The organism is Weissella koreensis KCTC 3621 (genome assembly GCF_000277645.1).
Genome location: NZ_AKGG01000014.1, coordinates 123,463 through 137,890 on the forward strand (window position 1 = coordinate 123,463; position 14,428 = coordinate 137,890).

General features: G+C 36.5%; 15 protein-coding genes. All 15 read right to left on the minus strand.

Going from position 1 to position 14,428, the window contains the following annotated elements; all coding sequences use genetic code 11:
• Positions 1-134: 134 nt before the first annotated feature.
• Positions 135-1,316 (minus strand): UDP-galactopyranose mutase, encoded by a 1,182-nt coding sequence (gene glf, locus JC2156_RS06055; RefSeq protein ID WP_006845751.1) that lies wholly within the window; start codon positions 1,314-1,316, stop codon positions 135-137.
• A 58-nt stretch (positions 1,317-1,374) separates the two neighbouring features.
• Positions 1,375-2,268: a glycosyltransferase family 2 protein gene (locus tag JC2156_RS06060; RefSeq protein WP_006845752.1), complete on the minus strand. Its 894-nt coding sequence runs from the start codon at positions 2,266-2,268 to the stop codon at positions 1,375-1,377.
• A gap of 12 nt (positions 2,269-2,280) precedes the next feature.
• Positions 2,281-3,054, minus strand: coding sequence for a DUF4422 domain-containing protein (locus JC2156_RS06065; protein WP_006845753.1), 774 nt, complete (start codon positions 3,052-3,054; stop codon positions 2,281-2,283).
• 103 nt (positions 3,055-3,157) lie between these two features.
• A complete protein-coding gene (rpoZ, locus tag JC2156_RS06070; protein ID WP_006845754.1) occupies positions 3,158-3,370 on the minus strand; it encodes a DNA-directed RNA polymerase subunit omega in 213 nt (70 codons plus the stop codon).
• Positions 3,367-3,984, minus strand: coding sequence for a guanylate kinase (gmk, locus tag JC2156_RS06075; RefSeq protein WP_006845755.1), 618 nt, complete (start codon positions 3,982-3,984; stop codon positions 3,367-3,369). The genes rpoZ and gmk overlap by 4 nt, the downstream gene beginning before the upstream one ends.
• Before the next feature lie 111 nt (positions 3,985-4,095).
• Positions 4,096-5,772 carry a DNA repair protein RecN gene (gene recN, locus JC2156_RS06080; RefSeq protein WP_006845756.1) on the minus strand — a complete coding sequence of 559 codons (1,677 nt, stop codon included), beginning with the start codon at positions 5,770-5,772 and terminating at the stop codon, positions 4,096-4,098.
• A 17-nt stretch (positions 5,773-5,789) separates the two neighbouring features.
• On the minus strand, positions 5,790-6,239 hold the full coding sequence (locus tag JC2156_RS06085) for an arginine repressor (RefSeq protein WP_006845757.1): 450 nt from the start codon (positions 6,237-6,239) through the stop codon (positions 5,790-5,792).
• Positions 6,240-6,244: 5 nt separating this feature from the next.
• Positions 6,245-7,075, minus strand: coding sequence for a TlyA family RNA methyltransferase (locus JC2156_RS06090; RefSeq protein WP_006845758.1), 831 nt, complete (start codon positions 7,073-7,075; stop codon positions 6,245-6,247).
• A complete protein-coding gene (locus JC2156_RS06095; RefSeq protein WP_006845759.1) occupies positions 7,076-7,936 on the minus strand; it encodes a polyprenyl synthetase family protein in 861 nt (286 codons plus the stop codon). It lies immediately after the preceding gene.
• On the minus strand, positions 7,936-8,157 hold the full coding sequence (locus tag JC2156_RS06100; protein ID WP_006845760.1) for an exodeoxyribonuclease VII small subunit: 222 nt from the start codon (positions 8,155-8,157) through the stop codon (positions 7,936-7,938). The genes JC2156_RS06095 and JC2156_RS06100 overlap by 1 nt, the downstream gene beginning before the upstream one ends.
• 1 nt (position 8,158) lies before the next feature.
• Positions 8,159-9,418, minus strand: coding sequence for an exodeoxyribonuclease VII large subunit (gene xseA, locus JC2156_RS06105; protein WP_006845761.1), 1,260 nt, complete (start codon positions 9,416-9,418; stop codon positions 8,159-8,161).
• Positions 9,419-9,420: 2 nt separating this feature from the next.
• Positions 9,421-10,290 (minus strand): bifunctional 5,10-methylenetetrahydrofolate dehydrogenase/5,10-methenyltetrahydrofolate cyclohydrolase, encoded by an 870-nt coding sequence (locus JC2156_RS06110; protein WP_006845762.1) that lies wholly within the window; start codon positions 10,288-10,290, stop codon positions 9,421-9,423.
• Positions 10,291-10,443: 153 nt separating this feature from the next.
• Entirely contained in the window at positions 10,444-11,829 is a 1,386-nt protein-coding gene (locus JC2156_RS06115) for a DEAD/DEAH box helicase (protein WP_006845763.1), read from the minus strand.
• 12 nt (positions 11,830-11,841) lie between these two features.
• The gene (locus JC2156_RS06120; RefSeq protein ID WP_006845764.1) at positions 11,842-12,840 is read right to left on the minus strand and encodes a Gfo/Idh/MocA family protein; all 999 of its coding nucleotides are present in this window, start codon (positions 12,838-12,840) and stop codon (positions 11,842-11,844) included.
• 197 nt (positions 12,841-13,037) lie between these two features.
• Positions 13,038-14,408, minus strand: a complete 1,371-nt coding sequence (gene rlmD, locus JC2156_RS06125) for a 23S rRNA (uracil(1939)-C(5))-methyltransferase RlmD (protein WP_006845765.1) — start codon at positions 14,406-14,408, stop codon at positions 13,038-13,040.
• Positions 14,409-14,428: the final 20 nt, after the last annotated feature.

Genomic DNA, 14,428 nt, shown 5'->3' on the forward strand with positions numbered 1-14,428 from the left:
AATGATCAATCAAATTTCTTTTATAAAATTAAAAATAAAAGTCCTGAATTAATTTTAAAATTCAGGACTTTAAAAAATGAAACAAAACTCATAATTTTAGGTTTAAATAGTTTCAGTTCATTTATATTTAATTGTTATTTAGTCTCATCATGAGCAAAATTAAACTCAGCTTCAAGCTTAAATTCACGACGCAAATCATTGAAAGCTGCATTAATAACTTGATCCATATCGAAATAACGATATTGACCTAAACGACCACCAAAGAGAACTTTAGCTTCGTGTTCACGTGCTTCTTTCGCATATTGTTTATACATGTTAGTATTTTTTTCATCATTAACGGGATAATAGGCTTCTTTACTACGATCCCATGCTTGAGGATATTCGCGTGTAATAACCGTCTTACCTTCATCAGCCAAGCCATCAAAATGACGCCACTCCATAACTCGCGTGTATGGAGTTTCAGCATCTGTATAATTAATAACAGCATTTCCTTGATAGTTATCACTATCAAGTGTTTCACTTTCAAAACGTAGGGACCTATATTCCAATTCTCCATACTTATAATCGAAGAATTGATCAATCATTCCAGTGTAGACGATGCGAGGAAATTCAGCTATATATTCATCACGATGTGCAAAGAAATCAGTATCAACCTGTACATCGATTAAATCATTATCCATAATTAATCGGTCAAAGATTTGAGTGTAACCACCAACTGGGATTCCTTGGTAACGATGATTAAAGTAATTATTATCGTAAATGAAGCGAACTGGCAAGCGCTTAATAATGAAAGCAGGCAATTCCGTCGCTTTGCGGCCCCATTGCTTTTCCGTATAACCCTTGATCAACTTCTCATAAATTTCAGTTCCAATTAATGAAATAGCTTGTTCTTCTAAGTTGCGAGGCGCTTTTCCGTTCATAGCTGCAACAGCTTCTGCCTTTTGTGCATCAATTTTAGCTTTGGCTTCAGCAGGAGTTTTGGTTCCCCACATTTCATAAAATGTATTCATATTAAAAGGAAGGTTGTATAGTGATCCATTATAATTAGCTACAACTTGATTTTGAAAACCATTAAATTCTGCAAATTGACGAATATAATCCCAAACTTCTTTATTATCTGTATGGAAAATATGTGCTCCAAAGTCGTGAACCGTAATTCCGTGCTCACTGTGAGTATACATATTTCCACCAATATGCGAACGCTTTTCAATAATGAGCGAACGCTTACCGCGCTTAGCTGCTTCATGAGCAAAGATTGAACCATAAGGCCCTGCTCCAACAATTAAATAATCATAATTTTTATCGTTAAAAGTCATTCTTCTAATTCCTCTCAATTACACAATCTTCATATAAAGTTAATTAAGTTTACCATAATTAATCTTTTGGTTCAGCAAATTCAATTTCAGGTTTAAATTTATGTCCTGCTACAATCCCACTCCAAACCACTTGAAGGCGTTCTTTTCGATGATCAACTCCGGGTTTAAAAAGCACTCTTAAAAATTCTAGCGTAATTCTAAGATTGGATCTAATATGGCCCATTAACGAACGTTTAGCCCCATAATAAATTTTATTTCGATACGAATAAAAATATCGTGGTAACCGATCAAGCGAATCAGTCAAGACATCAGATCCAACATTACTCTTCATTTTATGGATAACGCGTGCTTGAGGGACAAAATATCCTGATGCTAAACGTCCTGCCCGTTCCGTATATTCAATATCATCACCCCAAATAAAGAATTCCGTAATTGGTAACCCCATTTGAGCAATAATTTCACGTGGCATTAATAAACTCACAAAAGTAGCGTTTTTTAACTTTTCAGGTGTAGTACTATCCTCTGGAATTTTACGTGCTCGATTCACGGGCGAAGGGTTATTCATCTTGGCTCGATGTCCATCTACCCAGCGTACATCCGAAGCCAAGAATCCAAACTGATCTTTTTCATCAGCAAATTTCAACAAATTCGTCAGCGTATCCGCCAGCGGAACAGTATCGTCATCCATTAACCAAACAAATTCGTCATTAGTTTTTTCCATGAAATAACGAACTCCACGGTTAAATCCTCCTGCGCCACCTAAATTTTCGCCTAATCGTACATACTCAATTTGTGATCCTAGGCTCGTTAAGTAAGCTACAGTATCATCTCTTGAATTATTATCAATCACAATAATATGATCCACTTTTGTTGTGGAATTTTGCAATGCTGCAATAACTTCCTTCAACATCGGCAACCGATTAAAGGTCACAACTACTGCACTCGTTGTCATGCTAGATCTCCTTTAAAAATGTGTTTTAGCCTGGTGCTTTAATCCAAAATGGCGTAATAAGAAATGCCAACCTTTAGTAATCCAATTTATTTTTTCAATTGATACCATTGGAAACTCTTGATATGTCGAATTGGTTTTTATTAACCAAACGTCTAGCATGCGTTCTCCTAAGAAGCCCAATGCACGTTGATCTTGGTCATGTAATTTAGTAAAATCAAGCTCTTTTTCAACGGCTGATAATACATCAAATAAAAAATCAGTATAAGCTTGAAATTCAGTTTGTTTCATTATGCTCATATTAAATAAATGCGCTTTTTTAGAAGCACTGACTTGCTTAAAAGCTTGTTGATAATCAGAAAATTGCTCAGCAATTACTTTTTGTAAAATTTGCCAAGGCTCATGGGAATGCGCGTTCAAATAATGTTGTTCTTGATTTTCAATCCAATAATTTCTAGCCTTGGGTACTAATACATCAAAATTTTCTAAAGCTTGATTAACTTCATATTCAGTTAATATATCTTGATATTGATGACTTGCTTTATGCCCCAGAAAACGCCGATAATGAGCTAACCCAATAATCTTTTGATCCTGTAAATTGTACTTTGCCCAATAAAGCGCCGTTAATTCATTATAATAAGGATTTTTAATCGAAATATTATCTCCAGTTGCATCACTTAAAAAATTATTAATCTTTTTTTTATGTAGAGCTGATCCAACATAAATCGGTTGATAAAATTTATCACTAGGCATCGCATAATCTTTATGGGTTGCTACTAAAATAGGCATGATTTTAGTCATCCTTTCAAAAAACATTTATTAAATAAAAAAGATGAGATTAAAACCCCATCCCCTGTTAAATTTATTAAGCTTTAACTAGCTTAATTAAAGATTAATCGAAGTGCTTCTCGTCTGGATCAACGATAATATTTCCAGCTTCAATTTCTTCCAAAGCTTGTCCTACTGGTTTAACAGAATCAAAGTGTGAAAGTGTTGGTAAACTACCTTGTTCTAATTCATGTGCCCGCTTTGAGCTCAATGCAATCAACTTATAACGTGAATTAACTTTTTCTAACAATTTATCTACTGATGGATATAAGATCATTTTTCTAACTCCTCAATCATGGCTATATATTCTGGTAAAATACGATTAACTCTTAAACGTTCGACCTTAACAATATCTTTAATTCGTTGTACTGCTAACTGAACTTCATCATTGACCACAGCGTAGTCATATTTTGACATCATCCGAATTTCAGATGATGCCGCCGCCACTCGTCGGTCAATAATTTCTGGATCATCAGTTCCACGACCAACTAAACGTTCTTTTAAGGCCTGTAAATCTGGTGGGGTCAAAAAGATGTATGCCCCTTCAGGCATTTTTTCTTTAACTTGCAAAGCCCCTTGAACATCAATTTCCAAGAAAACATCATGTCCCGACGCAAGAGTATTGTCAATAAAACTTTTTGGTGTTCCATAATAATTGCCAACATACTCGGCATACTCTAGCATATTCCCAGCGGTAATATTTTCTTCAAATTCATTACGGTTCACAAAGAAGTAATCTTCCCCATCTACTTCACCATTGCGTGGTTGACGAGTAGTCATTGAAATAGAATATGTAAAATCAATATCTGGTTCTTCAAATAAGGCTTTACGAACTGTTCCCTTACCTACTCCTGATGGTCCTGATAATACAATTAAAACCCCACGTTTCATGGTCAATGCTCCCCTTTAATCCTTCTAATTAATAACCTTAATCTTACCTTTTTTATTAAATTTATTCAAGCAAAATAAATATCGTCCTATCTACTTTATAGAAATAAGGACTCATGAATTTGCTTTAGTCAACAGATCCCGTGCATTAGCACGTGCCGCATCCGTCAATTGATCACCGGATAACATACGAGCTAATTCATCAATCCGCTCATTTTCATTCAAATGTTTAACCGTTGTAACAGTGCGCTGCTTAATGATATTTTTCTCAATATAAAGATGATGATCTGCTACCGCAGCCACTTGTGGCAAATGCGTAATAGTAAGCACTTGTGAATAACTAGCAATTTTAGCAATTTTATTTGCAATTGACTGTGCTACCCGTCCTGATACACCAGTATCAACTTCATCAAAAATAATTGATGTTACCCCTTGATCTCGTGCAAAAATAGTTTTCATCGCTAACATCATTCGACTCAATTCACCACCTGAAGCAATTTTAGCTAATGGTTTAGCAGATTCACCTGGATTAGTTTGAATATAAAATTCAATTTGGTCTTGCCCTCTGACCTGCAAATTTTTCGTAGCCGTCAGATGCACAGAAAATACCGCCTTTTCCATGTACAAATCGGCCAATTGTTGATGAATAGCTGTGGCTAATTTAACCGATGCCGCCTGACGCAAATTGGTTAATTGATCGGCTAACTGCTGAGCATTTTTTTTAGCAGCTATAGCCTGTTCCTTTAAATCACTTAACTGTAAGCCATTACCAGTCATTTCTGCTAATTCCGCTTCAATCGTTGCTTGATACTTCAATATTTCCGAAATATCAGTACCGTATTTATTTTCCAAGGTATTAATTAAATTCAAACGATCCGTAACTTCAGTTAATCGTTCAGCATCAAATTCAAGATTATCCCTAATTGATAGCGCCTCAGATGTTGCTTCTTGCAGCTCAAAATATGCTCCTCTAACGGTCTCTGTTAACTTTTGATACCGAGGACTTAATTCCTCGATTCTTTCTAAAGTATCAACGGACCGACTAACAACATCTAATCCATTACCTTCCCAATCACCTGCCAATACTTCATAAGCGGTCGAAAGCGCCTCTAGAACATCCTGAAAATTAGATAGTTCTTGATATTCATGATTTAATTGTTCTTCTTCACCCACGATTAAATGTGCTTCCTGCAGCTCATTTACTTGAAAGTTTAACATGTCTAATCTCTGAGCAAAGGCTTGTTCATCTGCTCGACGTTGTTGATACAATTTGAAATATTTTCTGTATTCAGAATAAGCGGATTGATACTTTTTCAATACAGGACCAACTTCCTTTTGCGCAAATTGATCTAATAAATATTCATGCCGATCAACCTTCATAAGTTCCTGATGCTCATTTTGGCCATGAATATCTACTAGGTACTGTCCTATTTTACGCAGACCAGCACCATTGACCATTACCCCATTAATTCGAATAACGTTCCGACCGCTTCTATGAATTTCTCGACTAATCAGTACCTGATTATCATCTAATTCAATCCCGTATTCTTCCAAAGCCGGCAAAACGTTTGCATTAGTTTCAACAGAAAAAAGGCCCTGTAAGGTCGCTTTTTTAGTTCCTTCTCTAATATAATCTACAGAACTACGACCACCCGCTAACAGACCAACGGCATCAATAATAATTGACTTCCCTGCTCCCGTCTCACCCGTTAAAACCGTCATTCCATTTTCAAAACTCAAATCCAGAGTTGGGATAATTGCAAAATCTTTAATTGAAAGTTCTTGTAACAAAATTTTGCCTCCTATCGCTAAGATAATTGTAATAATTGATATAACAACTGTTTACCTGTATACCCTTCTTTGACAATCACCAATACAGTGGAATCATCCCCTAATACCCCAAAAACTTCTGGTAAATCCATGGTTTCTAACGAAATTTTCAACACAGGACCCGTTCCAGGACGAACTTGAATTAAAACCATATTATTTTGCGCTTTTATCTTTGTCTGATCTTCATTTAAAATTGCCCGTACTTGCACTAGATAGTCCGCTCCATGCATGATGTCATATGCAAAGCCACCACGTGCTAACGGAACTTTGACCAGCTGCATACTAGCTATATCTCGTGAAACCGTTGCTTGTGTAACGTTCCAACCACGTTCATTCAAAATTTGCACCAATTCATCTTGCTTTTGTACTTTTTGTTGCGTAATAATTTTTTTTATTTCAGCCTGTCGTTCTTTTTTATTACTAACCATCTCTGTTACTCCCGGTGAGCATTTAATTGTTCATGCGCCGCTGTGACTACGGATTGGCGTTGCGTTTCATCTAATGTTTCATCCCCACCATCTAACTTCAAATGTGCAATAAATTCAATATTACCAGACCCACCTTTAATAGGGGAAAAATCAAGATTAACAATACTAAATCCAGCTAATTTAGCATATTCGCTAACTTTATTAATAACAGACAAGTGTGTCTTAGCATCCTTGACAATTCCATGCTTTCCAACTGCTTCACGTCCTGCTTCAAACTGTGGCTTAATCAAAGTTGCTACTGACCCACCTTCAACTAAAATTTTAGATAAGGGTCCTAAAATTAAATTTAATGATATAAATGAGACATCAATGGTCGCCATTTGAGGTTGACCTGCATCAAAATCAGCTAGTTCACTGTACCTAAAATTAGTATTTTCCATAACGATGACTCGTTCATCTGAACGTAATTTCCAGGCAAGTTGATTAGTTCCAACATCCAACGCATAAACTTGTTTCGCCCCACTTTGCAATGAAACATCCGTAAACCCACCCGTCGATGAACCAATATCTAAAACAATTTTATCCTTAAAATCTAAATTAAAAACATCTCGCATTTTTTCTAGTTTAAATCCGCCACGAGAAACATATGGCATTGGTGTCCCTTTTAAATGCAATTCAGTGGTAACCGGAATTTTTTCGCCTGCTTTATCCATTCGTTGCTCATTAATACCTAAAATTTCACCAGCCATAATGGCACGTTTTGCTTGCTCCCTTGACGTAAATAGTCCTTGTTGGACCGCCAATACGTCCACTCGTTCTTTTATTATTCCTGTCATTTAATTTTCCACCATATCATCAAAATAATGCAAACAATCATTTAAAAGTTCTGTTTCATGATTAGTTGCTACTTGTATTTTTTTTAAACTATCTTGGGCTTGTTTTAATTGTTTAATTAATTTATTTTTTGCACCATCAATTCCTAACAAATAAGGATATGACTGTTTATTTTCTGTATCATCCTGTTTTAAATCTAATAAATCGTCTTTAATCTGAAAAGCTAATCCAAATGCAAGACCAAATTCAGCCAACTCCGTCTGTACTTCAGACGATAAATCAGTAATAATCCCTCCAGCTACAAATGAATAAGCTAATAATGCCCCTGTTTTACCACGATGAACTTTTGCTAATTCATTGACTGAAATATCTGGTTTATTAGTCGCTTCCACATCAGCAAATTGACCGCCAACCATACCATAAGCTCCAGCAGCCTGCGCTAAATTATGTACCAATTTAACTTGTTGCAAACTTGTTAACACTGGATTAATCAACCATTCAAAGGCAGTTGCTTGAAGGGCATCACCTGCTAAAATGGCAACATCCTCTCCATATTGACGATGTACTGTTGGCTGTCCCCGCCTCAAATCATCATCATCCATAGCTGGTAAATCATCATGAATTAGACTATATGTATGAATTAATTCAACAGCATTGGCTACCTTCAAATATTGTTTAGGATCTTTTCCAAAGGTTTCAATGACTGCTAAAGTTAGAAGGGGTCTTAAACGCTTTCCGCCATTTAAAGCTGCATAGCGCATAGATTGTATTAACGTATTATTATCCGTTGAAGTTCCCAAATTATGCTCTATATTTTGTTCAACTAATGCCTGATATTGCTTTATAAATTCATTAAAAGACATTACTTACCCTCAACATCAAAAGGTACTTCTGACCCATCATCTTGAACCATCTTAGTTAAGTTTTGCTCAGCTGACTGTAATTCAGCCTGTAATTCTTTTACTAATTTTGTCCCATCTGTAAAAGATTCCATGGCTGTCCCTAGAGGAACCTCACCTTGTTCTAATTGGGCCACAATCTTTTCTAAAGTATTTAATTTTTCTTCAAATGTTGTTTCACTCATCTTACTTCTCCACTCCTTGTACTTCTGTCAAAATCGTCCCATCACTAACCTTAATCTTTAATTTAGCACCTTGTTCAACTTGATCAACCCGTTTAATAACTGTTTCTTCTTTCGTTGTTACACTGTACCCTCGAGCTAACACTGCTAATGGGCTAACCAAATTCAAACCATTAACAAGTTGCTGGTAACGATTTTGCTTTTGTTGAAATTGTCGTTGCATTGCTGGGGTTAAGCGTTGTTCTAGCAAATTAAATTGATGTTGTTTTTGTTGAAGCAAATTTTCAAAATTATTCTGTAAATTTTGAGTTGCATGGTCTAAGCGCTGATTGACACCCTCATATAAACGTGTGGGTTCGTTTAGAACTCGACTTTGCCGTACCCGATCAAACCGTTCTCTTAAATATTGAAGTTTTTGTTCTAAAGCATGATTCATTTGAACCTGAATATTTAGAAGACCATTTAACACATCCGTTAATAAAATTGGTGTTGCAATTTCCGCAGCAGCAGTCGGCGTGGCTGCTCGTTGATCTGCAACGTAATCTGCAATAGTTGTATCTGTTTCATGTCCGACAGAACTAATGACTGGGATAGAGCTCTGTACTAACTGTAATGCCAAACGTTCATCATTAAAGGCCCATAGATCTTCCATGGATCCTCCACCACGACCAATAATCAAAACATCAAAATCATTTTTATTATCAACAGCTTGCAACTGTTTTAATAAACTCGGCACTGCATTTTCACCTTGGACCACAGCCGGATAAAGCGTAATTTGCGCAATAGGATAACGTCGTTGCACTGTCGTCATAATATCTCTGATGACTGCCCCACTAGGCGAAGTTATCACTGCAATTTTTTTAGGAAACCTGGGGATCATTCTTTTATTTCTATCAAAGAGGCCTGCTTGTTGTAATTTCTTTTTTAATTGTTCAAATTGAACCGCCAGCGCACCAATTCCATCCGGTTCAATTTTTTCCACAATAATAGAATAGCTTCCGCTTGGTGCATATAAATCTAAGTGTCCAACTATATTAACTTTCATCCCACTTTCTAGTTCAAAAGGCAATTTATTATAAACCCCTTGAAACATAGTGGCATTAATCACCGACTTTTCATCTTTAATCGAAAAATATTGGTGTTTCGGCCGAGGTCGAAAATTAGAAATTTCGCCCGTTAAATATACTTTTTGCAAGTAAGGATCAGCCGTAAATTTCCGCTTTAAATACTGCGTTAAAGCACTAACGGTTAAGTAATCATCCATTTTTATAACTCCATTTGATGGTGCTGTACTGCTAATTCAACAGTAGTTTGTAGCAAAGTAGCGATCGTCATAGGCCCGACTCCCCCTGGGACCGGTGTAATTGCTGATGCTACCTCCTGAGCTGTTGTAAAATCAACATCCCCCGTTAAATGTCCATCGGGCAAACGTGTTATTCCAACATCAATCACAACAGCACCAGCTTTTAAATCTACTCCCTGAACTAAACCTGGTACTCCTGTTGCTGCAATTACAACATCAGCCTGTTGTAAAAGGTTATGTCGTAATTCATCTGGCGTATAACGATGTAATAGTGCTACCGTCGCATTCTGCGCTTCCAATAAAGCAAACAATGGACGACCCACTAAAATAGAGCGTCCTAAAATTACGATGAATTTACCGGACAATTCAACTTGTGTTTCTGCTAGTAGCCTCATTATTCCCTTCGGTGTATTAGCAATAGGATAATATCCAGCTCGGTTAGCAAATAATTTTCCAATATTTAATGGATTAAAACCATCCACATCCTTACTAGGATCAATGGCCGACTGCATTTTTTGTTCATCAATTTGTTTTGGTACTGGGCTTTGTAATAAAATTGCGTCAATTGTATCATCTTGATTTAATTCTTGAATTTTATTCAACACATCTTCTTCAACTACATCAGCAGGAAATGAAATCGTTTGGCCGTTAATGCCAGCCTTAGCCGCTGCCTTTTCTTTATTTCGAACATAAATTTGACTTGCTGGATCATCACCCACAATAATCACTGCAAGTCCTGGAATAATTCCTTGATCGGCTAATTGTTGAACTTGATTCGTTACTTCGTTACGAACTTGTTGTGCAATTTCTTTTCCATTAATAATATTTGCCATTGATGCCTCGCCTTCCTTCACTACGTCCCATGAATTTATGCATTCTTTTGCATATTTTACCACAAATCACACAATTTAACTGATGATTCAACTTGTAAATTTTTACAAAAAAAGCTAATGATCGTTTTTTAATCGATCATTAGCTTTGAAATTTTAATTAGTTTCTTTTATCTTTTGCTTATGTTTCGGCTTACCCTTATCTTTTTGGTTACGCCGTTTAGACTTCTTTGCTTTTTCAAAACGTTCCGTTCGACTCACAACTTCTGTTTCAGCAGAACGCGTTGATTCCACAAATTCTGACTTTTTAGTAGAATTAACATCCGTTATTATTTTATCAGCCTTGACTTTAGGTTTTGCGACTTTAACCGTTTGTTTCTTTTTTAAATCATGCCGCTTTTTATTAGCATCTTTAGATGCAACTGGTTTCGTCACTTTCGCACTACCTGATTTAATCCCTAAGTGGCTAACAAAACTGGTCCAAGGTAAAATTTCAAATTCAACTTGAACTAATCGTTTCAAATCACGTGCATCATGATCATTACCCAAAGTAATCACAAGTCCTGATTTACCCATTCGACCAGTTCGACCAGCTCGATGTGTATAGGTTTCCCCATCCCGTGGTAAATCAAAATTAATGATAGCTGGTAAATCAATGATATCCAAACCACGAGCTGCCACATCTGTTGTTAACAAAAATTTAGCTTTACCTTTTCGGAAATTTTCCAATGCAGTAGCCCGAGTATTACTAGAATCACCTCGAACTAAAGTAGACATTGCTACGTGTTCATGGGATAAAAAGCTAGCCGTTGTTTTCAATGCCTTGGTTGTGTTGAAAAAAATCATTGCTTGAAAATGATTTTGACTAGCAAATTGGCGAATCCGTTTTTGCTTTTGATCATTCGCCGTTGGAATCATTATATGTTGCAAGCTTGTGGGCATTGGAACATCACGTTGATCAATCCGTTGAAATGAACGTTCAAAGAGTTTAGCTGGAATAGTTGGATCAACCGCAGTAGCTCCAAATAAGGCAACTTGAATTGTTTCGTCTCCATAAACATCCCAAATGTTTTTCAATTGTTCAGCCGTTTCTTCTTGAAGCAAAATATCAGCTTCATCTAAAATTAAAGTCCGCAACCGTTGAAGTTTTAATTTTTTATTGTTAACTAATTCGGCCACTCGACCTGGCGTTCCAACTAAAATTTCAGGATGTTTCTTCAAACGATCTAATTGATGTTTCACATTCGCTCCACCAGTCAATGCAAGTGTTTTTAATCCAAAAATATTAGCCCACTCTCGCATCACCCGTGTTGTTTGCATTGCTAATTCTTGCGAAGGAGCCATCACCAATAATTGTTCTCCATCACCCACTTGAATCTTTGGTAATAGGGGCCAAGTAAAGGCTAACGTCTTACCTGTTCCCGTTGGTGCTAATCCATCAATCGACTCACCAGCTGCCAAAGATGTTTCTACTGCTTCTTGAATTGGTGTCATAGCTAAGAATCCAGCCTGTTGTAACTGCTCTTTAATTTTTACGTCCATACTTTCCCCGTTCTAGTATTCCTGATCACTTGGGAATTTAATTCCCGCTGATTGTCGCAACTTAGTCAAAACTAAATTAACTTTTTGACTTAATATAGCTGCCTCTTCGTATTCATTAGTTGTTAAATTATCTTGTAATCCATTAGCAAAGAACATTGCCTCTTGTACCATTGGATTTTTCGGTGCTGGTTGACTAATGACCGTTAGATTTCCTTGACCATCATCATATTTAACCTCACCTAACTCTGCAATATTATCAATCACAATCGTATCTCGACGACCATGGACTTCAGATAATTCATAAGAATTAGTACTCTTCCCAAAGATTAATGTTACATCAAAGTTTGGATAGCGTAAGATAGCGGTCCCCCGACCATCTGCCCCATTATCTAATAATGTTGCAAAATAGTATTGATTTTCAGGTAATCCAAACAATTTAATCGCCGCATAAAGTGGATAAACGCCCAAATCAGCTAGTGCTCCAGCTGAAAATTCACGTGACAATACATTGGGATTTTTACCTGCTAAATAATCGTCAAATCGTGATGAATATTTTTCATAAACAAAAGTAGCACCTGAAATATGGTCCATTTGCTTAATTTTTTCTTCAATCACTTTAAAATTATCCTGATAAATGTGACGGGCTGCTTCAAATAATTTAACAGATGGGTTTTCTTGCAATAATGAATGTATCTTTTCATATTGCTCCGGATTATCAAATGCAGATTTTTCAACAATTACATTGACTCCGGATTTAATCGCTGATGCCGCTTGCTCAAAATGAAGACTATTTGGTGAGGCAATATAAACAACATCAATACCACTTTGTAAGAAGGCGTCCAAATCCGTCCATACGGCTTGATCCCCCGCAAAATTAGTGGCAAATTCTTGCCCTTTTTCCTCAGTTCGTGAATAAATCGCAACCAACTCATATTGATCAGTAGCTATCGCGGCCTCAATGAACATTTTTGTAATCCAATTCGTTCCAATAATTCCCAACTTAAGTGTCATCAACTCACCCTCCCTTGTATCAATTTCTATAACCCAATTATATCATTGATTACGTAAGATTAGTTTTATTCCGATGAATGATTAGTTACCAATTTAACATTGATTTTTAAATAAAAAACATCAGAGCATGTCGACTACGCCGATTGGTGCTTCTGATGTCATCATAGTTTTAAATTTAAACTCAAATATCTACGGACTTAGGCCTTAATAAAGACCGTTACCGTTTCAATATGTGTTGTTTGTGGGAACTGGTCAATTGGTTGTACTGATCCATCAATTTGATAACCATTTGCTAACAAATGCTCAGCATCTCGAGCTAATGTTGCAGGATTACATGAAATGTAAACAATCTTAGTTGGTTGCATTCCTGTTGCTGCATCAATTAATTCTGGAGTTAATCCCTTACGTGGAGGATCAACAAAGATCACATCCGGTTGAAGTTCAGCAGCTTGCCATTCAACCATCTTATCTTCAGCCTTACCCAATTCAAATTCAACGTTTTCAATTCCGTTAATTTTGGCATTACGTTTGGCATCTTCAACCGCATCTTGTACGATTTCAACCCCAACTACTCGACGAGCTTTAGCAGCAACTGATAATGAAATTGTTCCAATTCCAGAATAAGCATCAATTACTAGTTCTTCTCCTGTCAAGCCAGCTTTTTCAACGGCCATACTATATAACTTTTCCGTTGTTTGTGGGTTAACTTGGTAAAATGACATTGGTCCGATTTCAAAGGTCTTACCCCAGAGAGTGTCGGTAATATAATCAGCTCCCCAAAGAGTTTTATTCTTTGATCCCATGATCAAATTAGTCTTTTCAGAGTTAACATTTTGAATAATTGAAGTAACTTCTGGCAAAGCCTTTTTAATTCCTTCAACCAACATTTCAGCAACAGGTAACTTATTACGACGAGTCACAATGACAACCATCATTTCATGACTATAATACCCACGACGAACCATAATTGTTCGAATATCACCAGTATGCGTTTCCTCATCATATGCATCAAGTTGATAATGGCGCATTAAATCACGGACTACAATAATAGCTGCATCAATTGCTGGATCTTGAATATAATAATCTTCAATTGGTACCAATTGATGTGAATTACGTCGGTAGAAACCAGTCGTTAATTGACCACGGACCTTACGAACTGGCACTTGTGCCTTATTTCGATAACCAATTGGGTTTTCCATTCCAATTGTAGGCTCGATTGTTGCTGTTATATGCATCTTTTTAAATAATTCTTGAATTTGATTTTGCTTAAACTTTAATTGAGCATCATATGTTAAGTTTGCTAATGGTGCGATTCCAGTTGTTAAGGCTGCTTGGTTAACTTCGTGATTTCGTTCGTCAGACTCACGAATTCGCTTAATTACTCGGCCAAAGGCAAAGTTCTTTTGAACTTTAGTAACCCCTAATTTAACAACTTCACCCGGTACAGCATCGACTACGAAAATCGGATAATCTTCGACTTTTACCACACCCATTCCTTGGTATGTTAAGTCAATAACTTCACCTTCCAGTTCTTGATTTTTATAAACTGGTGCATTAATTTTTGCCATTAATTTTTTCTCCTCAAATG

Excerpts from the sequence above, each read along its gene's own strand:
- rpoZ (WP_006845754.1), bottom strand. The coding sequence starts at position 3,370 with ATGATCTTATATCCATCAGTAGATAAATTGTTAGAAAAAGTTAATTCA.
- JC2156_RS06115 (WP_006845763.1), bottom strand. The coding sequence starts at position 11,829 with ATGGACGTAAAAATTAAAGAGCAGTTACAACAGGCTGGATTCTTAGCT.
- glf (WP_006845751.1), bottom strand. The coding sequence starts at position 1,316 with ATGACTTTTAACGATAAAAATTATGATTATTTAATTGTTGGAGCAGGG.
- JC2156_RS06110 (WP_006845762.1), bottom strand. The coding sequence starts at position 10,290 with ATGGCAAATATTATTAATGGAAAAGAAATTGCACAACAAGTTCGTAAC.
- JC2156_RS06100 (WP_006845760.1), bottom strand. The coding sequence starts at position 8,157 with ATGAGTGAAACAACATTTGAAGAAAAATTAAATACTTTAGAAAAGATT.
- JC2156_RS06085 (WP_006845757.1), bottom strand. The coding sequence starts at position 6,239 with ATGGTTAGTAATAAAAAAGAACGACAGGCTGAAATAAAAAAAATTATT.
- rlmD (WP_006845765.1), bottom strand. The coding sequence starts at position 14,408 with ATGGCAAAAATTAATGCACCAGTTTATAAAAATCAAGAACTGGAAGGT.
- JC2156_RS06065 (WP_006845753.1), bottom strand. The coding sequence starts at position 3,054 with ATGCCTATTTTAGTAGCAACCCATAAAGATTATGCGATGCCTAGTGAT.
- JC2156_RS06090 (WP_006845758.1), bottom strand. The coding sequence starts at position 7,075 with ATGACAGGAATAATAAAAGAACGAGTGGACGTATTGGCGGTCCAACAA.
- JC2156_RS06095 (WP_006845759.1), bottom strand. The coding sequence starts at position 7,936 with ATGTCTTTTAATGAATTTATAAAGCAATATCAGGCATTAGTTGAACAA.
- JC2156_RS06120 (WP_006845764.1), bottom strand. The coding sequence starts at position 12,840 with ATGACACTTAAGTTGGGAATTATTGGAACGAATTGGATTACAAAAATG.
- gmk (WP_006845755.1), bottom strand. The coding sequence starts at position 3,984 with ATGAAACGTGGGGTTTTAATTGTATTATCAGGACCATCAGGAGTAGGT.
- JC2156_RS06060 (WP_006845752.1), bottom strand. The coding sequence starts at position 2,268 with ATGACAACGAGTGCAGTAGTTGTGACCTTTAATCGGTTGCCGATGTTG.
- xseA (WP_006845761.1), bottom strand. The coding sequence starts at position 9,418 with ATGGATGATTACTTAACCGTTAGTGCTTTAACGCAGTATTTAAAGCGG.